Source organism: Bacillota bacterium (assembly GCA_029961055.1).
In the GTDB taxonomy this organism is placed as follows: domain Bacteria; phylum Bacillota; class Sulfobacillia; order JAIMAT01; family JAIMAT01; genus JAIMAT01.
Map to the genome: position 1 here is coordinate 63,631 of JASBVM010000009.1, position 18,946 is coordinate 82,576.

26 protein-coding genes, 1 tRNA gene and 2 riboswitches are annotated in these 18,946 nt (G+C 72.9%); of the genes, 1 reads left to right on the forward strand and 26 read right to left on the reverse strand.

Annotation, left to right across the window (positions count from 1 at the left end; genetic code table 11):
- Nucleotides 1–156: 156 nt before the first annotated feature.
- The 8 genes from QJR14_03365 to QJR14_03400 all read right to left on the reverse strand — a co-directional run bounded on the left by QJR14_03365 (nt 157) and on the right by QJR14_03400 (nt 6,397).
- Nucleotides 157–231 (reverse strand) — tRNA-Arg (locus QJR14_03365).
- A 36-nt stretch (nt 232–267) separates the two neighbouring features.
- Entirely contained in the window at nt 268–807 is a 540-nt protein-coding gene (folK, locus tag QJR14_03370) for a 2-amino-4-hydroxy-6-hydroxymethyldihydropteridine diphosphokinase (GenBank protein ID MDI3316650.1), read from the reverse strand.
- An 18-nt stretch (nt 808–825) separates the two neighbouring features.
- Complete coding sequence (gene folP, locus QJR14_03375; GenBank protein MDI3316651.1) at nt 826–2,091, reverse strand: dihydropteroate synthase; 1,266 nt, start codon at nt 2,089–2,091, stop codon at nt 826–828.
- Between the two features lie 157 nt (nt 2,092–2,248).
- Nucleotides 2,249–2,551 (reverse strand): TMEM165/GDT1 family protein, encoded by a 303-nt coding sequence (locus tag QJR14_03380; GenBank protein MDI3316652.1) that lies wholly within the window; start codon nt 2,549–2,551, stop codon nt 2,249–2,251.
- Between the two features lie 45 nt (nt 2,552–2,596).
- Nucleotides 2,597–3,223, reverse strand: a complete 627-nt coding sequence (locus QJR14_03385) for an ECF transporter S component (protein ID MDI3316653.1) — start codon at nt 3,221–3,223, stop codon at nt 2,597–2,599.
- 153 nt (nt 3,224–3,376) lie between these two features.
- A riboswitch (FMN riboswitch) is annotated at nt 3,377–3,534 on the reverse strand.
- Between the two features lie 25 nt (nt 3,535–3,559).
- Complete coding sequence (locus tag QJR14_03390) at nt 3,560–4,492, reverse strand: ABC transporter ATP-binding protein (GenBank protein ID MDI3316654.1); 933 nt, start codon at nt 4,490–4,492, stop codon at nt 3,560–3,562.
- Nucleotides 4,483–5,589 carry an iron ABC transporter permease gene (locus tag QJR14_03395; GenBank protein ID MDI3316655.1) on the reverse strand — a complete coding sequence of 369 codons (1,107 nt, stop codon included), beginning with the start codon at nt 5,587–5,589 and terminating at the stop codon, nt 4,483–4,485. The genes QJR14_03390 and QJR14_03395 overlap by 10 nt, the downstream gene beginning before the upstream one ends.
- 86 nt (nt 5,590–5,675) lie before the next feature.
- Nucleotides 5,676–5,930, reverse strand: a riboswitch (cobalamin riboswitch).
- 14 nt (nt 5,931–5,944) lie between these two features.
- Nucleotides 5,945–6,397, reverse strand: coding sequence for a Fur family transcriptional regulator (locus QJR14_03400; protein MDI3316656.1), 453 nt, complete (start codon nt 6,395–6,397; stop codon nt 5,945–5,947).
- Between the two features lie 119 nt (nt 6,398–6,516).
- Here QJR14_03400 and accC point away from each other — a divergent pair, with 119 nt between their 5' ends.
- Nucleotides 6,517–7,890, forward strand: coding sequence for an acetyl-CoA carboxylase biotin carboxylase subunit (gene accC / locus QJR14_03405; GenBank protein MDI3316657.1), 1,374 nt, complete (start codon nt 6,517–6,519; stop codon nt 7,888–7,890).
- On the opposite strand, the gene QJR14_03410 is transcribed toward accC, so the two are convergent.
- From QJR14_03410 to QJR14_03495, 18 genes are all read right to left on the reverse strand, one after another.
- On the reverse strand, nt 7,863–8,636 hold the full coding sequence (locus QJR14_03410) for an N-acetylmuramoyl-L-alanine amidase (GenBank protein ID MDI3316658.1): 774 nt from the start codon (nt 8,634–8,636) through the stop codon (nt 7,863–7,865). The two genes, accC and QJR14_03410, sit on opposite strands and share 28 nt — an antisense overlap.
- A 53-nt stretch (nt 8,637–8,689) precedes the next feature.
- Nucleotides 8,690–9,079 (reverse strand): aspartate 1-decarboxylase, encoded by a 390-nt coding sequence (locus tag QJR14_03415; protein MDI3316659.1) that lies wholly within the window; start codon nt 9,077–9,079, stop codon nt 8,690–8,692.
- 120 nt (nt 9,080–9,199) lie between these two features.
- Nucleotides 9,200–9,595 (reverse strand): 30S ribosomal protein S9, encoded by a 396-nt coding sequence (rpsI, locus tag QJR14_03420; protein MDI3316660.1) that lies wholly within the window; start codon nt 9,593–9,595, stop codon nt 9,200–9,202.
- A 30-nt stretch (nt 9,596–9,625) separates the two neighbouring features.
- Entirely contained in the window at nt 9,626–10,066 is a 441-nt protein-coding gene (gene rplM, locus QJR14_03425; GenBank protein MDI3316661.1) for a 50S ribosomal protein L13, read from the reverse strand.
- A 236-nt stretch (nt 10,067–10,302) separates the two neighbouring features.
- On the reverse strand, nt 10,303–11,151 hold the full coding sequence (truA, locus tag QJR14_03430; protein ID MDI3316662.1) for a tRNA pseudouridine(38-40) synthase TruA: 849 nt from the start codon (nt 11,149–11,151) through the stop codon (nt 10,303–10,305).
- 3 nt (nt 11,152–11,154) lie between these two features.
- Nucleotides 11,155–11,958, reverse strand: coding sequence for an energy-coupling factor transporter transmembrane component T (locus QJR14_03435; protein MDI3316663.1), 804 nt, complete (start codon nt 11,956–11,958; stop codon nt 11,155–11,157).
- Nucleotides 11,951–12,814 (reverse strand): energy-coupling factor transporter ATPase, encoded by an 864-nt coding sequence (locus QJR14_03440; GenBank protein ID MDI3316664.1) that lies wholly within the window; start codon nt 12,812–12,814, stop codon nt 11,951–11,953. Before QJR14_03440 ends, QJR14_03435 begins: the two co-directional genes overlap by 8 nt.
- Nucleotides 12,790–13,644: an energy-coupling factor transporter ATPase gene (locus QJR14_03445; protein ID MDI3316665.1), complete on the reverse strand. Its 855-nt coding sequence runs from the start codon at nt 13,642–13,644 to the stop codon at nt 12,790–12,792. The genes QJR14_03440 and QJR14_03445 overlap by 25 nt, the downstream gene beginning before the upstream one ends.
- Nucleotides 13,645–13,661: 17 nt before the next feature.
- Nucleotides 13,662–14,000 carry a 50S ribosomal protein L17 gene (gene rplQ / locus QJR14_03450; GenBank protein MDI3316666.1) on the reverse strand — a complete coding sequence of 113 codons (339 nt, stop codon included), beginning with the start codon at nt 13,998–14,000 and terminating at the stop codon, nt 13,662–13,664.
- Nucleotides 14,001–14,092: 92 nt separating this feature from the next.
- Entirely contained in the window at nt 14,093–15,040 is a 948-nt protein-coding gene (locus QJR14_03455) for a DNA-directed RNA polymerase subunit alpha (protein ID MDI3316667.1), read from the reverse strand.
- A 19-nt stretch (nt 15,041–15,059) separates the two neighbouring features.
- A complete protein-coding gene (gene rpsD / locus QJR14_03460; protein MDI3316668.1) occupies nt 15,060–15,686 on the reverse strand; it encodes a 30S ribosomal protein S4 in 627 nt (208 codons plus the stop codon).
- A gap of 33 nt (nt 15,687–15,719) precedes the next feature.
- On the reverse strand, nt 15,720–16,124 hold the full coding sequence (gene rpsK / locus QJR14_03465) for a 30S ribosomal protein S11 (GenBank protein MDI3316669.1): 405 nt from the start codon (nt 16,122–16,124) through the stop codon (nt 15,720–15,722).
- 45 nt (nt 16,125–16,169) lie between these two features.
- A complete protein-coding gene (rpsM, locus tag QJR14_03470; protein MDI3316670.1) occupies nt 16,170–16,541 on the reverse strand; it encodes a 30S ribosomal protein S13 in 372 nt (123 codons plus the stop codon).
- An 11-nt stretch (nt 16,542–16,552) separates the two neighbouring features.
- The gene (gene rpmJ / locus QJR14_03475; protein ID MDI3316671.1) at nt 16,553–16,666 is read right to left on the reverse strand and encodes a 50S ribosomal protein L36; all 114 of its coding nucleotides are present in this window, start codon (nt 16,664–16,666) and stop codon (nt 16,553–16,555) included.
- 181 nt (nt 16,667–16,847) lie between these two features.
- Nucleotides 16,848–17,069 (reverse strand): translation initiation factor IF-1, encoded by a 222-nt coding sequence (infA, locus tag QJR14_03480; GenBank protein MDI3316672.1) that lies wholly within the window; start codon nt 17,067–17,069, stop codon nt 16,848–16,850.
- 82 nt (nt 17,070–17,151) lie between these two features.
- Nucleotides 17,152–17,535: a KOW domain-containing RNA-binding protein gene (locus QJR14_03485; GenBank protein MDI3316673.1), complete on the reverse strand. Its 384-nt coding sequence runs from the start codon at nt 17,533–17,535 to the stop codon at nt 17,152–17,154.
- A 10-nt stretch (nt 17,536–17,545) separates the two neighbouring features.
- Complete coding sequence (gene map / locus QJR14_03490) at nt 17,546–18,292, reverse strand: type I methionyl aminopeptidase (GenBank protein MDI3316674.1); 747 nt, start codon at nt 18,290–18,292, stop codon at nt 17,546–17,548.
- On the reverse strand, nt 18,289–18,936 hold the full coding sequence (locus tag QJR14_03495) for an adenylate kinase (GenBank protein MDI3316675.1): 648 nt from the start codon (nt 18,934–18,936) through the stop codon (nt 18,289–18,291). Before QJR14_03495 ends, map begins: the two co-directional genes overlap by 4 nt.
- Nucleotides 18,937–18,946 lie beyond the last annotated feature (10 nt).

The following is an 18,946-nucleotide window of genomic DNA, read 5'->3' on the forward strand; positions in this document are numbered from 1 at the left end:
CGAGCCTGGCCCGCGAGGCCGCACGGGCGGAGACCGACTTGATTCTTTCTCGCGAAGGGGGAAGCTATGCGACGCGGGCGGCGACCCCGGGGTCGCCGCCCGCTCACCGCCAGCCGTGAGAACCTGAAACCGCGCCGGGAAGAGGACCGGGAAAGGTGGTGCGCCTAGGAGGATTCGAACCTCCGCACCCGGCTCCGGAGGCCGGTGCTCTATCCCCTGAGCTATAGGCGCGTCGACGGCTGCATTATAGCGCTCCGCGCCGCCGGTTCACAACGCGCCCGCCCACCAGCCGGGCGCTCGGAGCCGCCGCACCGCGGGCGCACCCGGCGCCGAACGGAGCAGCGAGGCCTGTTCCGCCGCCGTCCTTCCTCCTCCCAGGCGGAGGTCGGGTTCCAGCTCCGCCAGCGGTGCCAGGACGAAGGCTCGCTCCTGCATGCGCGGGTGAGGAAGCGTCAGCTCCGCCCCCGACCGTTCCACCCCGTCGAGCCAGAGCAGGTCGATGTCGATGGTCCGCGGTCCCCAGCGGAGCCCTCGCACCCGCCCCAGCCGCGCCTCCACCGCCAGCGCGCGCGCCAGGAGCTCCTCCGGCGGCAGCCCGGTCTCCACCTCGGCCACCGTGTTGAGGAACCAGGGCTGCTCCCGGAAGCCCAGCGGCTCCGTCTCCCAGAGGCCGGCGACGCGCCGCACCCGGATCCCCGCCTCCGCGCCGAGCAGCCGAAGCGCCGAGCGGAGCGCCTCCTCGCGCTCGCCCAGGTTGGAGCCGAGCCCCAGGAAGCCCCGCCGCACGGCCGCCCGCTCCCCGCTCATCCGCTCCGCCTCCCCCGCCTAGGCCGGCCAGCGCCAGGTGGCCGCCACGTCCTCGAAGGGGTGGTGGAGCGGCGCCTCGGGCTTGTGGACCCGCACCTCCAGGCCGCGCACGCCCTGCCCCGCGAAGCGCGCCACCAGGGCCCGCCCGATCCGCGCCGCCAGCGACTCGATCAGGTTGACCGGCTCGCCCTCGACCACGCCGCGCACCAGGCGCGCCACCGCCCCGTAGTCCACCGAGTCGCCCAGCCGGTCGCCGGCCGGGCGCCCCGCCTCCAGTGCCAGCCGCACGTCGACGCGGAAGGGATGGAGCCCCTCGCGCTCGTAGGCCCGGGCTCCATGCCGGCCGTAGAAGAGGAGGCCGCGCAGCTCGAGCCCCGCCGCCCCGGTCTCGCCGCCCCCGCCGCCCCGGGCGGCACCGGCGCCCCTCCCCGCCGCCCGGACGGCGTCCGCCACGCGGAGCGCCCTGACCGTGGGGCCGACGTCGTGGACGCGGACCGCCGCCGCCCCCGCCCGGGCGGCCAGCACCGCCAGCGCCAGCGACCCCTCCAGCCTCGCCTCCGGCGGCTCGTGGAGGAGGCGTCCGATGGTGCCCTTGCGCGAGGCACCCACCAGGAAGGGGATCCCCGGCGGCATCACCTCCTCCAGGCGAGCCAGCAGGACCAGGTTCTCCTCGGCACCCTTCCCGAAGCCGATCCCGGGGTCGAGGAGGATCGCCCCCGGCTCGATCCCGGCCTCCAGCGCGTGCCGGAAGATCCGGTCGAGCTCGAGCCGCCAGCGAGCGACGGGCGCACCAACTTCCCCGGGGACGGGCGGCGGCGCGTCCGGCGCACGCCCGCCCCGGCCGCCGCCGTGGGCCAGGACGGCCGGTACCCCCAGCCGGGCCAGGGTGGCCGCCATGGCCGGGTCCCGCTCCAGCCCGCTGACGTCGTTGACCGCCGCCGCCCCGGCCTCCACCGCCGCCTCGGCAACCCTCGCCTTGTACGTGTCGACGGAGACGGGCACGCCCAGGCGCGCGCGGAGGACGGCGCGGAGCACGGGAAGGAGGCGGCGCAGCTCCTCCTCCTCCGGAACCGCGGCGGCGCCCGGGCGCGTCGACTCGGCGCCCAGGTCGATCAGGTCGGCCCCTTCCTCCACCATCGCCCGCGCCCGCTCCACCGCCCAGCCGGGGTCGAGTCCGCGCCCCCGGTCGGGACCGTCGGCGAAGGAGTCGGGCGTGGCGTTCAGGACGCCCATCACCAGCGTCCGCCCGCCCAGGTCCGGCAGCAGCTGCCGCCAGGTCGTCATCGGCCCACCCGGCCTCCCGCTCCCGGCCCTTGCGGGTGCCGGCGCCGCTCTTCCTTCCTCACCGCTCGGCACCACCCCGTCCAGCCATTTTCGCCGAAAATGGCCCGGCGGGCATGCTCTGCCGGCAGCGGAACACCGTGCTCCCGATCCCCGCCCCTCACCACCCCAGCAGGCCGGCTGCCAGCAGCCATCCTCCCAGGATCAGGAAGGCCGCCCCCGCACCGATCTGCAGCAGGCGCTCCGGCACCGCCCTGCCCAGCGCGCCCCCGGCGACGGCGGCCAGCGCCGCGTCCAGCACCAGCGCCAGCGCGGCCGCCGCGAAGACGGTCCCGCGCGAGCGGCTCTGCGCCGAGAGGAGCAGCACGCTCAACTGGGTCTTGTCGCCCAGCTCGGCCAGGAAGACCGTGCCGAAGGCGGTCAGGAAGAGGCGCCAGTCGACGCCCGCCCATCCCACGCCCATCCCCCCGCGGGGAGGAGTATGCGGGCGGGCGCCGGCCAAGGCCGCTCAGCGGGGGTGGCGCGCCTCCACCAGCTGGCCGCTCCAGAGCACCCGTCCTTCCCGGACCGGCACGCCCACCACCGGCGCCAGCCGCGGGTAGAGCAGCAGCACGACGAGGCCGGAGATCCCCGCCTTGGCCAGGTTGAAGGGGAGGATGGCGCCCACCACCATCGGCGCCACCGCCTCCGAGGGGAGACGGTAGAGGACCGGGAGAAACCAGGCGTAGTTGAGCAGGCTCAGGAGCCCGGCCATCAGCACCGCGCCGCCCGCCATGCCGGCGGCGGCGCCCGCGCGGCTGGGGAAGCGCCGCGCCGTCAGGCCCGTCACCGCCACCAGCGCCAGCCCGGCCAGGAGGTTGGGCAGGACGCCGAGCCAGCCGAACTCCGACTTGCCGGACAGAAGGTAGAGCGCCGACTTGATCAGCTCCACCAGCGCCCCGCCCCAGGGACCCATGGCGAGCGCGGCGAAGATCGCCGGCACGTCGCCCGCGTCGTACTTCAGGAAGGCCGGGAACGGCGGCAGCGGGACCTCCGCGAAGAACATGAGGACGAAGGCCATGGCGCCCAGCACCGCCAGGCGGACCGTCTGCACCAGCGTCAGGCCGAAGGGCAGAGCACGCACCGATCTCTTCACAACGGACGCCTCCAGGCCAGGCCGCCTCCCGGGCCCACTGAAAAAGCCCCGGGCATCGACCCGGGGCAGCTTTCATGGGACCAGCAGGCGAGAGCCCGCTCCTCTCCGCCGCCTGCGGGGGGCAGGCCTCGCGAGAGGTCGCGTGGCATCGCGCCGCTCCTTCTCCCATCCGGACTGTACCGTCGGCACCGGGATCGCACCGGACTCCACCGCTTTCGCGGGTCGCGGGCTCGTCGGACCGCCGAGGCGGTCCGCATCACCGCCGGTCAGGAATTGGGGTCTCCGCCCCTCACCTTGCCCCGAAGGAGACAGACCTGTTCGATTGGTGACTCGATCCTAGCACGCGCCCTCCGGAGCCGGCAAGCCGGGCGGCAGCAGGGCGACCTGGGGGACGCCCAGCACCGGGTGGCGCGTCACCGCCACCGGCGTCCCGTAGACCGCCTCGAGGAGATCGGGCCGGACCACGTCCTCCGGCCGGCCCTGCGCGACGATCCGGCCCTCGGCCATCACCAGGAGCCGGTCGCAGAAGAGCGCCGCCAGGTTGATGTCGTGGAGCGCCGCCAGGACGGCCAGCCCTTCCTCCGCCTGGCGCCGGACCAGCGCGAGCAGCTCCACCTGGTGGCGCAGGTCCAGGTGGGCCGTCGGCTCGTCCAGCAGCAGGACCCTCGGCTCCTGGGCCAGCGCCTGGGCCAGCAGGACGCGCTGCCGTTCGCCGCCGCTCAGCTCCGCCAGCGGCCGGTCGGCCAGCGCCAGCGTCCCGGTCAGCTGAAGCGCGCGCTCCACCGCTCGGCGATGGTCCGCCGGCCGGAGCCGGCCCAGCCGGTCCTCCTGCCGGTGGGCGTAACGCCCCAGCTCCACCACCTCGCGGACGGTCAAGCCCACCGTCTCCGGCTCGCCCTGCGGGAGGACGGCCAGGCGGCGGGCGCGCCCGCCGGGCGCGCGTCCACGGGCGGCGGCTCCCTCCGCCGCGCGCCCGGTCCCCTCCGCGGGACCGCTCTCCTGCCAGCGGACGCGACCTGCCTCGGGCTCCAGCGCGCCGGCCAGAAGCCGGATCAGCGTGCTCTTGCCGGCGCCGTTGGGCCCGAGGACGCCGGTCACCACCCCCGCGCGGAGCTCCAGCGAGATCCCCCGCACCACGAGCCGGCGCCGGTAGCCGCCCTCCAGCCGGTCGGCCGCCAGGCGGAGCTGCGCTTCCGGGCGGGGGCGGGCGGCCGCGGCGGCCGCCGCAGCGGCGGCCGGGGCCGCCGGTGCCCGGTCGCTCAGGGCCACCGCGCCCGCCCCCCTTCCACGCGGAGCAGGATGAGCAGGAAGAAGGGCGCCCCCAGCAGGGCGGTCACCACGCCCACGGGCAGCTCGCCGGGAGCCATCAGCGTCCGTGCCAGCAGGTCGGCGCCCACCATCACCGCCGCACCGCCGGCCGCGGAGAGGGGGAGGAGCCAGCGGTGGCTGGCGCCGCTCAGGAGCCGGTAGAGGTGCGGCACCAGCAGGCCGACGAAGCCGATCATGCCCGAGAGGGCGACCGCCCCGGCGGTCAGGAGCGAGGTGGCCACCAGCAGCGCGAGGAGCTGGCGCGGCACGTCCACGCCCAGGTAGCCCGCCCGCTCTTCGCCCAGCAGGAGCGCGTCCAGCTCCCGGTGACGGGCGAGGAGGAGGCCCAGTCCCAGCAGGACCGGCGGCGCGGCCAGCGTCACCGAGCGCCATCCGGCGCCGGAGAAGCCGCCCAGGAGCCAGAAGGTGATGGGGCCGAGCCGGCTGGGCTGAAGCGTGGCGACCAGCGAGACGCCCGCGGAGAGGAGCGTCGAGAGCGCCACGCCGGCGAGGAGGAGCGTGGCCGGACCGGGCCGGCCGAGGAGGCGCCCCAGGAGGAGGACGGCACCCAGGGTGGCGGCGGCGCCGGCGAAGGCGGCCGCCGGCAGCGACCACCAGGCGAGGCCCCAGCCCGCCGCGGCGGGAAGCGCCGGCAGGAAGGCGATCACCAGCGTGGCGGCCAGCGCGGCGCCGCTGGAGACGCCCAGCACGTACGGGTCGGCCAGCGGGTTCCGGAAGAGCGCCTGCAGGGCGGCGCCCGCGGTGGAGAGCGCGGCCCCGGTCAGGGCGGCCAGCACCACCCGCGGAAGGCGGATCTGGAGCAGGATGACGGCCTGGGTACCGTCCAGCCTCTGGAGAGGGAAGACGGGGACGGGCACGGCACCGGCGGCGGCGCCGGCCAGGAGCGCCAGGACGAGGAGGACCCCGGTGGCCAGCGCCAGGAGACGCCGGCGGTGACGGCGGGGATCGGGGCCCAGGTGGCCGGGCGGAGCCTCGCGGGGGTCCGCGCCCGCCGCGCCGCGGGCGGAGGGGGACCGAGCCGGGGGTGCGGCTTGCACGCAGGGATCTCCTTCCTGCGAGCCCGTGCGGAGGACCCGGCTCCCGCCGGGCGGGGTGGCGGCACCGTCGCCCCCGAAGACCGCGGGGGAACCGCGCCGATCCGGGCAGGTCTCCTGGCTTCCGTTCCTCGGATCCGGCGGCCTTCCCGCGGCGGCCGATGGCGGCCGGTGCGCAGTGGCGTCTTCGCCGGATCCTCCCGGTCACAGTGGCGGTTCCGCGCCGGACTCGCCCCGGGCCGCCTGCGCCGCCGGTGACGGCGATGGCGCCCTGCCGGGCTCACCGGACTTCCCTATTCTCCCTCGGGGCTCGCCGCGAGGGCACCCGGATCTCCTCGTCCTTCGAACCGTGAAAGAGCTAGCGGCCGGCTTGCCGGTCCGCCCGGCAGCCCGCGCAGAGACCGTAGAACTTGAGTTCGCGGTCGACCACGAGGAAGCCGGTCCGCCGTTCGATCTCGCCCTCCAGCCGGGCGAGCAGCTCGTCGGGCTGGAGCTCCTCCACCCGGCCGCAACGGGTGCAGATCAGGTGGAGATGGCGCTCCCGCTCGCCCCGGTCCAGCTCGTAGCGCGAGCGCCCGTCGCCGAACTCCAGCTTGTCCAGGATTCCCAGATCGCTCAGCAGATCGAGCGTCCGGTAGATGGTGGCCAGGCCCACGTCGGGATGCTCCCGGCGCACCTCGGCGTAGACGTCGTCGGCGCTCAGGTGTTCGCCCGGATGGCGGAAGAAGACCTCCACCACCCGCCGCCGCTGGGGCGTCAGCTTCAACTCGTGCGCCGCCAGCGTCTGGAGAACGTCGTCGACGTCGAACACCCGAGGCCACCTCGGCTCCTATTCTAGCGCAGGGCTTGCGCTCCCCCCCTGCGAAGTCTACCTTCGTGGCGGGTTGGAGCCGCCTGGCGGCAGCCGGCCACGACGCGGGAGGAGAGCACGTGTTCCACAAGATTCTGGTGGCCAACCGCGGAGAGATCGCGGTGCGCGTCATCCGCGCCTGCCACGAGATGAACGTCGAGGCGGTGGCCGTCTACTCGGAGGCCGACGTCGACTCGCTGGCCGTGCGCATGGCCGACGAGGCCTATCCCGTCGGCCCCGCGCCGGCCAGCCAGTCGTACCTGAACATCCCGCGGCTGGTGGAGGTGGCGCGGAGGGCGGGGGTGGACGCCGTCCACCCCGGGTACGGCTTCCTCTCGGAGAACGCGGCCTTCGCCCGGGCGGTCCAGGAGGCGGGCATCGCCTTCATCGGCCCGGCGCCCGAGGCGATCGAGGCGATGGGCGTCAAGGCCGAGGCGCGGGAACGGATGCGCCAGGCGGGCGTCCCCGTCATCCCCGGCTCGGACGGCCCCGTCCACAGCCTGGAGGAGGCGCGGCGCGTCGCCGAGCGGATCGGCTACCCGCTGCTGATCAAGGCGTCGGCGGGCGGCGGCGGCCGCGGGATCCGGGTGGTGGAGGAGCCCTCCCAGCTGGAGCCGCTGCTGGAGAGCGCCTCCCGCGAGGCGGTCTCGGGCTTCGGCTCCGGCGAGGTCTATCTGGAACGCTTCCTGCCGGCGCCGCGCCACGTCGAGTTCCAGGTGGTGGGCGACCGGCAGGGGAGCGTGGTCCACCTCTGGGAGCGCGACTCCTCGCTCCAGCGCCGGCGCCAGAAGGTGGTGGAGGAGGCGCCCAGCCCCATCGTCACCCCGGCCCTCCGCCGCCGCATGGGCGAGGCGGCGGTCCGCGCCGCCGCCGCCATCGGCTACCACACCGCCGGCACCGTCGAGTTCCTGGTGGACGCCGGCGGCGACTTCTACTTCATCGAGATGAACACGCGCATCCAGGTGGAGCACCCCACCACCGAGTGGATCACCGGCCTCGACCTGGTCAAGCTCCAGATCCGGACCGCGGCCGGCGAACCGCTCGGTCTCACCCAGGCGGACGTGCGGCCTCGCGGCTGGTCGATCGAGTTCCGGATCAACGTGGAGGACCCGCGCCGGAACTTCATCCCCTCGCCCGGCGCCATCACCGACTACCACGAGCCGGGCGGCCCCGGCGTCCGCGTCGACAGCGCCGCCTACGTCGGCTACGCCGTGCAGCCGTTCTACGACTCGCTCCTGGCCAAGCTGGTGGTCTGGGGGAACGACCGCGAGGAAGCGCTGGCCCGCGCCGCCCGCGCCCTGGCCGAGTACCGCATCGAGGGCGTCCACACGACGCTGGAGATGCACCGGGCGCTCCTGGAGCACCCGGACTTCCGCGGCGGGCGCTACCACACCCAGTGGCTGGAGGGCGTCTTCCTGCCCGCCTTTCAGCGTGCCCCGGCGGCGCCGCGCTGACTTCGCGCCGGCGGCGCCTCGGCCGGCAGCGGCGCCTCCTCCAGGAAACGGATCACCCCCAGGAAGACGCCCCAGGCGACCTTCTTCTGGTACTCCGGATCGGTCAGCCTCCGCTCCTCCTCGGGATTGGAGAGGAAGCCGATCTCCACCGTGGCCGCCGGCATCTCCGCCCGGTTGAGGACCAGCTGGCGGATGTCGCTGGAGATGCCGCGGTCGACCATGCCGGTGACGGCCACCAGTTCCCGCTGGATGGCGGTGGCCAGCCGCCGGTTCTGCCCCAGGGGATCGGGCCGGTAGAAGGTCTGCGCCCCCTGCGCGGAGCGGTCGGGATAGGCGTTGGCGTGGATGGAGAGGAAGAGGTCCGGGCGGAGCGCCTCGATGATGGTCGCCCGCTGGTAGAGGTCGGTCCGGTAGCGGCGCGGGTGCCTGGCGGGAAGGCCGCTCAGGTCGCGATCGTCCTGGCGGGTGAGGACGACCGTGGCGCCGGCGGAGCGGAGGTCCCGGGCGAGCGCCAGGGAGACGCCCAGCACCACGTCTTTCTCCAGGACCCCGTTGGAGCCGACGCTGCCGGGGTCAGCGCCCCCGTGGCCGGGGTCCAGGAGGATGAGCCGCCCCGTCAGGAGGTCGGCCGTCGCCTGCCGCCGGATCCAGGGTGCGGCCACCGCCACGCCCAGCGCCAGAAACAGGAGCAGCCCGATCAACGCCAGGGAGAATGTGGAGCGCAGCCCCTTCAGGTCCAGGAGCACGCCGCTTCCTCCTCGCCTCGCGGGCCGCGCAGGCCCCGCCGACCCGGCTCACCTCACCGGTGCGGGTCGGGTCCGACGCTCTCGCCCTTCCGCACCTCCAGCAGGCGGTTGGCTTCGTCGACGAAGACCAGGGTAGGGACGACACCCTCGGCCTCCTCCGGCGTCACCCAGGCCAGGGCCAGCACGATGATCTCGTCGCCGGGCAGGAAGAGGCGCGCAGGCGGCCCGTTGAGCGCGACGGCCCCCGAACCCGCCGGGGCCGGCATCACGTAGGTCCGCCAGAGGGCGCCGTTGGAGCCGTTGGTGATCTGGACCAGCTCGTAGGGAGCGATGCCCGCGGCGTCCAGCAGCTCGCGGTCGATGGCGATGCTGCCCATGTATTCGAGTTTCGCCTCGGTCACCCGGAGCCGGTGGAGCTTCGCCCGGCAGACGACCCGAAGCACGGACGACCCCTCCTCTGCGACGCATGCGCGACGAGGGTGGCAGGGATGAAGGCCCACCCCTCGCGTCACGCATATGCGGCAGAATCGGGGGTCAAACCTGGGAGGACGTCTTGCGGAGGATCAGCGCTTGGAGAACTGGGGCGCCTTGCGGGCCTTCTTCAGCCCGTACTTCCGCCGCTCCTTCTCCCGCGGATCGCGTCGGAGCAAGCCCGCCTTCTTCAGCACCGGCCGGAGCTCGGGATCCAGCGCCTGAAGCGCCCTGGCCAGCGCGTGCCGGACGGCCCCCGCCTGGCCGGAGACACCGCCGCCGCGGACGTTGACCAGCACGTCGTAGCGGCCGTCCAGCTGGGCGACCTCAAGCGGCTCGCGCACCCACTTCTGCCAATGAATGGCCGGGAAATAGTTCTCGTACGGCTTGCCGTTCACCAGAATCCGGCCGCTACCCGGCACCACCCGCAGCCTGGCCACGGCCTCCTTCCGGCGCCCGGTGCCCCAGTACTGCACCCTGTACGGCAATCGCCGCCCTCCTCTCGCTCCGACTGGGCCTCAGAACTCCACCGGCTCCGGCTGCTGGGCCTGGTGGGGGTGGAGCGGCCCGGCGTAGACGTGGAGCTTCCGCAACTGCGCGCGCCCCAGCCGGTTTCGCGGCATCATGCCCCGAACGGCCAGCTCGATCACGCGCTCGGGACGGGTCTTCAGCATCGTTCCCAGGCTGGTCGCCTTCAGGCCGCGCGGGTACCCGCTGTGCCGGTAGTAGAGCTTCTGCTCGGGCTTCCGCCCGGAGACCTCCACCTTCTCCGCGTTGACGACGATGACGAAGTCGCCCGAGTCGACGCCCGGCGTGTACTCCGGCTTCGTCTTGCCCCGCAGCAGGTTGGCCACGGTCACGGCCACCTTGCCCAGCCGCTTGCCCTCCGCGTCGACCACGTACCACTTGCGGGAAAGGTCGCGAGGCTTGGCCATGAACGTCTTCTGCGTCGCCAGCATCGTCTCACCCCCTCGCGCCCTCCAAGGGCTCCTTGCAGCAAGAGATCGCCCCGCAACCGACCCACGGGGCGTCCCGTTGGACGAGCCAGCCCTTGTCCCTCGTTTTCCCTCGTTCCGAACCCCAGTTCCCGAACCCCGGTTCCGGACCGAACCCGAAGCTTCCGGACCGAAACCTCTTTCGCGGCCCGGGGCGCCTCCCCCGGGACCGCTCCAGGGCGGAGCACAGCGCTTGGAGTTTATCCTTCGCCGGGAAAGGGTGTCAAGGCGCCTGCCGGCGGCCTGTCCGCCGCCCACGGGCACCAGGCGGCCAGCTGCCCGCGCCGCGCCTCCTCGACCGCCGGCGGATCCGGCAGCGCGTAGCGGACCTCGGCGAGGCAGAGGCCCTCCGCCGGCGCCGTGGCTGCCGCCGACCACCCCGTGACCAGCGCCTCGGCCGGCTCCTCCGGCCTCGCCCTCCCCCAGCCCACCGCCACCAGCGCGCCCACGATCCGCCGCACCATGCGGTAGAGGAAGCCGGCGCCGCCGACCCGGACCAGCAGCACCGGTCCCCGCTCCTCCACCTCCACCCGCTCCAGCGTGCGGACGGTGCTCGCCACCGGCCGGCCGGCGGCCTGGTAGGCGCGGAAGTCGTGGCGACCCACCAGCCCCGTCGCCGCCGCCCGCATGGCGCCGGCGTCCGGGCGCCGTCCCGGCGCCCAGACCCGCCCGCGCAGGAAGGGCGGCGGGACCCCTCCGACCCAGATGGCGTAGACGTACAGCTTCTCCCTCACCTGGCGCTGGACGTGGAAGTCGGCGCCCACCGCCTGCGCCCCGTAGACGCGGACCGCCTCCGGCAGCCGGGCGTTGAGCGCGCGCACCAGCTCGCCCGGGGTCGTCTCCCGCTCCAGCTCGAAGGAAGCCACCTGGCCGGCGGCGTGGACGCCGGCGTCCGTCCTTCCTGCCGGGCGGACGGGGGTCGCCGTGCCAGCCAGGGGGGCGAGCGCCGCCTCGAGGCTGCCGCGCACCGTCGGCTCCGGGCCGGCCTGCCGCTCCCAGCCTTGGAAGGCCCGGCCGTCGTAGGCCAGCCAGATCCGCCAGCGGCCCAAGGGTCAGACCCCCAGCGCCCGGTCGACCAGCACGAAGAGGAGGGCGGCGGCCGCCACCGCCGTCGCCACCCAGTCTGCGCGGCCGATCCGGTACTCCCGGTAGCGGGTCCGCCCCTCGCCACCGTGGTAGCAGCGGGCCTCCATGGCCGTCGCCAGCTCGTCGGCCCGCCGGAAGGCGCTGATGAAGAGCGGCACCAGGAGCGGGACCATGGCGCGGGCGCGCCGGAAGAGGTTGCCCGTCTCGAAGTCGGCCCCCCGCGCCTGCTGCGCCTTGAGGATGTTCTGCGCCTCCTCCACCAGGGTGGGGATGAAGCGGAGCGCGATGGTCATCATCATGGCCAGCTCGTGGGCGGGCACGCCCAGCCGCCGGAGGGGACGGAGGAGGCTCTCGATCCCGTCGGTCAGCTCGATGGGCGAGGTGGTCAGGGTCAGCAGCGTGCTGGTCATCATCAGGAGGATCAGGCGGACGGCCATCTCGAGCCCGAGCCGGACGCCCTCCACCGTCGCCGTCAGCGGTCCGAGGCGGTAGAGCGGGTGGCCGGGCGTCATCAGCATGTTGAGGACGAAGGTGAGGAGCAGGACGGCCACCACCGGCCGCAGCCCCTGCCAGACCATGCGCAGCGGCAGCCTCGCCAGCAGGTAGCCGGCCAGGGGCAGGAGGGCGAGGGCGACGTAGGCGCCGGGCCGGACGGCGAAGAAGAGGATGATGACGTAGGCGAAGGTCAGCACGAGCTTGACCCGGCTGTCCAGGCGGTGGACCACCGAGTCGCCCGGCACGTAGTGGCCGATGAAGAGCGCGTCAGGCACCTCCACCCTCCCCCCGAAAGAGGCGCAGGATCTCGTCCCGGGCTTCCTCGACCGTGATCCGGTCGGTGCGCACGTCGAAGCCGCAGGCGCGGAGCTGCTCCAGCACCTGCGAGACCTGGGGCGGCGCCAGACCGTACGCCCGCAACTCCTCCCCGCGGGCGTAGACCTCCCGGGTGCTCCCTTCCGCCACCAGGCGGCCGCGGTGGAGGACGAAGACCCGTTCGGCCAGGCGGGCCACGTCCTCCATGTTGTGGGTGACGAGCACGACGGTGATCCCCCGCTGGCGGTGGAGCCTCCGAACCTGTTCCAGGATCTGCCGGCGCCCGCGCGGGTCGAGCCCGGCGGTGGGCTCGTCCAGCACGAGGGCACGCGGCTCCATGGCCAGGATGCTGGCGATGGCCACCCGGCGCATTTCACCGCCGCTCAGCTCGAAGGGCGAGAGACCCCAGAGGCTCCGGTCGACGCCCACCGTCTCCAGTGCCCGCTCCGCGCGGAGGCGGACCTCCTCGTCGTCAAGGCCCAGGTTGCGGGGGCCGAAGCCGACCTCGGCCAGCACCGTCTCCTCGAAGAGCTGGCTCTCCGGATACTGCATCACCAGGCCGACCCGCCGCCGCACCTCCAGCATGCGGGTCCCGCGCCGTGCCAGGTCGAGGCCGTCCACCACCACGCGCCCGTGCTGGGGGCGGATCAGGCCGTTGAAGTGCTGGATCAGCGTCGACTTGCCGGAGCCCGTGGAACCGATGATGGCGACGAACTGCCCGTCGTCGATGCGGAGCGAGACATCCTCCAGGGCGGTCACCGGCTCGGGGCCGTTCTCGCCGTAGACGTAGCTCAGGTGTTCGACTTCAATCGGCATAGGGCCTCGACCAGCTCCCGCGGCGCGATCAGATCCGGAGGCAGCTCCAGGCCCTGCCGCCGGAGCTCCAGGGCCAGCTCGCTCACCTGGGGCACCTCCAGCCCCAGCTGCGCCACCTCTTCGGCGTGGGAGAGGACCGCTCGCGGGGTGTCGTCGGCCACCACCCGCCCGCCTGCCAGGACCACCATCCGGTCGGCGCGGACCACCTCGTCCATGAAGTGGGTGATCATCACCACCGCGATCCCCTGCTCGCGGCGGAGTCGCTCCACCGCCTCCAGCACTTCCTGCCGGCCCGACGGGTCGAGCATGGCCGTCGCCTCGTCCAGGACGATGCAGCGGGGACGCATGGCCAGGACGCCCGCGATGGCCACACGCTGCTTCTGGCCGCCGGAGAGCTGGTGGGGTGCGCGGCGTGCGAAGGCGCTCATGCCCACCGCCGCCAGGGAGGAAGCGATCCGCTGGCGGATCTCCGCCGGCGGCACCCCCAGATTCTCCGGACCGAAGGCGACGTCCTCCTCCACCAGCGAGGCGACGATCTGGTTGTCCGGGTTCTGGAAGACCATGCCCACGGTGCGGCGGATGGTCCACAGGTGGGTCGCGTCCCGGGTGGAGCGGCCCTCCACGAGGACCTCGCCCTCGGCGGGGAGGAGGAGGGCGTTCAGGTGCTTGGCCAGGGTGGACTTGCCGGAACCGTTGGCGCCGACGACGGCGATCCACTCGCCCTCGTCGACGGTCAGGTCGACGCCGTCCAGCGCCGTCCTCCGAACCTCGGCCCCGGCGGCCGTCGGGTAGAAGAAACGGACCCCCCTCGCCTCGATCAGGTGGCCCATCCGGCTTCCATCCGGGTTCAGATCAGCTCGACCAGCGCCATGGGGGCGGCGTCGCCCCGCCGGGGTCCCAGCCGCGTGATGCGCGTGTAGCCGCCGTTCCGTCCCGCGTAGCGGGGACCGATGGTGTCGAAGAGCTTCTTCACCACGTCCTCGCGCGTCAGGTAGGCCAGCGCCTGGCGGCGGGCGTGCAGGTCGCCCCTCTTGGCGAGGGTGACCATGCGGTCCGCGATGCGCGCCACTTCCTTGGCGCGGGTCTCGGTGGTCTCGATCTGCTCGTGTTCGAAGAGCGCCGTGCTCAGCGACCGGAGCATGGCGTTCCGGTGGCCCGTCCGTCGCCCCAGCTTGGCGTACGCCATTCCGTCCTTCTCCCTCCGCGATTCTCGTCGCCCGGTCCTCGCTGCAGGCCCTTCGTCCCGCGCCCCTTCGTCCCGCCGGCGGGCCGCCCTCGCTACTCCTCCGAGGAGCGGAGGGAGAGCCCCAGTACCGCGAGCTTCTCCTGGACCTCCTCCAGCGACTTCCGTCCCAGGTTGCGGACCTTCATCATCTCTTCCGGCGTCTTGGCGACCAGCTCGCCGATGGTGTTGATGCCCGCGCGCTTCAAGCAATTGTAGGAGCGGATGGAGAGCTCCAGCTCGTCGATGGAGCGCTCCAGCAGCCGGTCGCGCTCGCTCACCTCGGCGGGCTCCCCCTGGCTCAGGTCCTCTTCCTGCTCCACCAAGCCGCGGAAGAGATCGAGTTGCTCCTGCAGGATGGAGGCGGCCTGCGCCACCGCCGACTTGGGATCGACGGCGCCGTTGGTCCAGACCTCCAGGATCAGGCGGTCGTAGTTGGTCACCTGGCCGACCCGGGTGTCCTCCACCCGGTAGTTGACCCGCCGGATGGGGGTGAAGATGGAGTCGACCGCGATGACGCCGATCGGCTGGTCGGGCCGCTTGTTCCGGTCTCCCGGGACGTACCCGCGCCCGTGCTCGACCGTCATCTCCATCTCCAGGTGCGCGCCCTCGCCCAGGGTGGCGATCAGCTGGTCGCCGTTGACCACCTCGACGTTGTCGGGGCAGAGGATGTCAGCTCCCCGCACCTCCCGCGGGCCCCGGGCGTCGACGCGGATGGTGGCGGGCCCGTCGCCGAAGAGCCGGAGCGCCAGGCTCTTGATGTTCAGGACGATATCCGTCACGTCCTCGACGACGCCCGGAACGGTGGAGAACTCGTGCAGCACACCCTCGATACGCACGGTGGTGACGGCTGCGCCAGGCAACGAGGAGAGCAGCACCCGGCGCAGCGAGTTGCCCAGGGTGGTGCCGTACCCGCGCTCGAGCGGTTCTACCACGAAGCGGCCGTAGGTGCCGTCCTCGGAGAGCTCCTCGCTCTCGATGGTCGGCTTGACGATCTCTAGCATCGAACGGCCTCCCCCGTGCTCACCTGGAGTAGTACTCCACGATCAGCTGCTCCTGCAGGCTGGAGTCGATCTCCTCGCGCCTGGGCAGCCTGAGAACGGTGCCGCCGAGGTTCTCCAGGTCGGCGCTCAGCCAGTCCGGGACCGCGGGACCCACCGGCGACTCCTTGAGCGCCTGGAACTTGGCCAGCTTCCGCGACTTCTCCCGGACCTCGATCCGGTCTCCCTCGCGAACCTGGTAGGAAGGGATGTCGACCTTCCTGCCGTTCACCTGGAAGTGACCGTGGCGGACCAGCTGGCGGGCTTCCGGCCGCGAGCCGGCCAGCCCGAGCCGGTAGACGACGTTGTCCAGGCGCAGCTCCAGCAGCTGGAGCAGGCGCTCGCCGGTCACGCCCGGGCTCTTGGCCGCCCGTGCGAAGGTGTTTCGGAACTGGCGCTCCAGGCTGCCATAGATCCAGCGCGCCTTCTGCTTCTCGCGCAGGTGGACGCCGTAGTCCGAGAGCTTCCTCCGCGCCATGGCGTGCTGGCCCGGCGGCACGTTCCGCCGCGCCACGGGGCACTTGTCGGTGTAACACCGCGAACCCTTCAGAAACAGCTTCTCCCCGGCTCGCCGGCAGAGCCGGCAGACCGGACCCGTATACCTCGCCATCTCTTCTCTCCCTTCCGCCCCCGGACGCCGCGGCTAGACGCGCCGCCGCTTGGGCGGCCGGCAGCCGTTGTGCGGCACCGGCGTCACGTCCCGGATCGCGGTCACTTCCAGCCCGGCCGTCTGAAGCGAGCGGATCGCCGCCTCGCGGCCGGACCCGGGACCCTTCACCCAGGCCTCCACCTCGCGCATGCCGTGTTCCATGGCCTGGCGGGCGGCCGCCTCGGCCGCGGTCTGGGCGGCGAAGGGGGTCCCCTTCTTCGATCCCTTGAAGCCCTGCGTCCCGGCCGAACCCCAGGAGATCACGTTCCCCTGGGGATCGGTGATGGTGACGATGGTGTTGTTGAACGTCGACTGGACGTGGGCGATGCCGCGCTCGACATGCTTCCGCTCCCGGCGGCGCACATGCCCCGCAGCTGCCCTCTGCCGGCGATTGGGCATCGCTTCGCCTCCACTCCCCGCTGCGGAACCCGGACGGTCCCGCGGCTACTTCTTGCGGCGCACCCCGACGGTACGCCGCGGACCCTTCCGCGTGCGCGCGTTGGTCTTGGTCCTCTGCCCCCGCACCGGCAGCCCGCGCCGGTGGCGGAGGCCCCGGTAGCAGCCGATATCCATGAGGCGCCGGATGTTGCGCTGCTCCTCGGCCCGCAGGTCGCCCTCGACCTTGTACTCGCGCTCCACCACCTCGCGCAGGCGCGAGACTTCGTCCTCGGTCAGGTCCCGCACGCGCGTGGCGGGGTTGACCCCGGTCTTCGCCAGGATCTCCCGCGCGCGACTCCAGCCGATCCCGTAGATATAAGGAAGCGCAGCCTCGATCCGTTTCTCCCTGGGCAGGTCGACCCCCGCGATCCTCGCCATGGCCACACCCCCTAACCCTGCCGCTGCTTGTGTTTCGGGTTCTCACAGATGACCATCACGGTGCCGTGGCGCCGGATGATCTTGCACTTGTCGCAGATCTTGCGAACGGACGGCCGCACCTTCATCGTCTCACCCCCGTCCGCCGCCGCAGGCGTACAGTCATAAAGTCACGAGCCCGATTATAGCACGGTGAGCCATGCCTCGGGCCAAAAGTGCGCCCCGACCCTCCTGCGTCGCTTCGACCCGCCCTACGACTCATCTCGGCCACGCGCGCTTCACGGGTGCCCGTTCATCGTCCGCCGGTCGTCAACTGCGGTGCCGGTACGTGATGCGTCCCCGGGTCAGGTCGTATGGCGACAGCTCCAGGGTGACCCGGTCGCCTGGAAGGATCCGGATGAAGTGCATGCGGATCTTCCCGGAGACGTGGGCCAGCACCCTGTGCCCGTTGTCCAGCTCGACCCGGAACATGCCGTTGGGCAGCGGTTCGATCACCCGGCCTTCGACCTCGATGGCCTCCTCCTTCGGCAAAACCATCCCTCCTTTCCCGGGCCGCCGTCCGGCCCTTCGGAATCCCTGCTGCGCCGCCGCCGAGGCGGGGCGGCGGCGACCCTCACCCCGCGCCGCCCGGCTCGCCACCCGAGCCGGCGGCCGGCGCCTCGCCTGCTTCATCGGGGTCGGGCAACGGGGTGGCCATCCCCTCCGAATCCGCGCCGCCCGGCTCCCCCATCAGCCGTGCGATCGCCTCGCGGACCTTCCGGTTCGACCACTCGCGCGCACCGGGCGGCAGACCAGCCAGCTCCTCGGCCACCCGTTCCGTCGGCGCCAGGTGGCGCGGGTTCTTCTTCTTCGGGTGGCGGACGTCGCGCACCGAGCCGTCGGCCACGTAGACCCAGCGCGGGTCGACGGCGACCACCAGATAGGCCCTGCCCCGGTCCCGCCCCGCCCGTGAGACGACCAGCTGGCCCGGACGGTAACGCAGATCTGCACGCTCCATGCGGGGCCTCCTAGGGCAGGGTGAGCACCTCGGGGCCGTCCGGAAGGATGGCCACCGTGTGCTCGAAATGGGCCGAGAGTCGCCCGTCCGCGGTCCGGACGGTCCACCCGTCCGGCATCGTATATACCCGAAAGGTGCCCGCGTTCACCATGGGTTCGATGGCGATCACCAGGCCCGCACGCAGGCGGATGCCGTGGCCTGCCGGTCCGTAGTTGGGCACCTGGGGGTCCTCGTGCATCTCCCGGCCCACCCCGTGACCCACGTACTCGCGCACGACGGAGAAACCGTTGGCCTCCACATACTCCTGCACGGCATGGGAGATGTCACCCAGGAAGCCGCCCTCCACCGCCTTGGCGATGCCCCGCTCCAGCGACTCGCGCGTCACATCCATCAGACGGGCTGCCTCGGGGCTCACCTCCCCCACCGGGAAGGTGCGGGCGTGGTCGCCCACGTACCCCTGGTACGTGGCCCCCACGTCGATCGAGACGATGTCGCCTTCCCGAAGGCGGCGGTCGCCGGGGATGCCGTGGACCACCTCGTCGTTGACCGAGGTGCAGATGGCAGCCGGGTAGCCCTGGTAGCCGATGAAGGTGGGCACGGCCCCATGCGAGCGGATGAACTCCTCCGCCCAGGCGGCCAACTGCCCCGTGGTCACCCCCGGCCGGATCCGGTCCTCCAGGTAGACAAGCGTCTGCGCGGCGATGCGTCCCGCCTCCCGCATCTGGCGGATCTCACGCATCGACTTGAGAATGATCATGCGATCCCCAACGCCTCTTTCAGCTCAGCCGTCACCTCGTCCGGCCTCCGGGCCGCGTCGATGCGGACCAGCCGGCCGCTCTGCTCGTAGAAACCGATCAGCGGGGCGGTCTGCGTCCGGTAGACGGCCAGGCGCGCCCGCACCGTCTCCTCGCGGTCATCCTCCCGCTGGACCAGCTGGCTCCCGCAGCGATCGCAAACGCCGGCCTGCCGGGGAGGTTGCGTATGAACATTGTAAACCGCGCCGCACTGGGGACAGCTCCGGCGCCCCGCCAGGCGCCGCACCACTTCCTCCTCGTCGACGCGGAACTCCACCGCCCGGTCCAGTGGCCGGCCCATGGCCGAGAGGATGCGGTCCAGCGCCTCGGCCTGCGCAACCGTGCGCGGGAAGCCGTCCAGGATGAAGCCGTTCTGGCAGTCGCGCGCGCGGAGCCTCTCCTCGACGATGCCGATGGTCACCTCGTCGGGGACCAGCTCGCCCGCCTCCATGTACCGCTGCGCCTCCCGCCCCAGGGGCGTCTGGTCCCGGACGGCCGCCCGGAACATATCTCCCGTGCTCACCTGGGGGATGCCCATCTCCCGGGCCAGGACCGCCGCCTGGGTGCCCTTGCCCGCGCCCGGCGGGCCGAGAAAGACCAGCTGCACCGATCTTCAC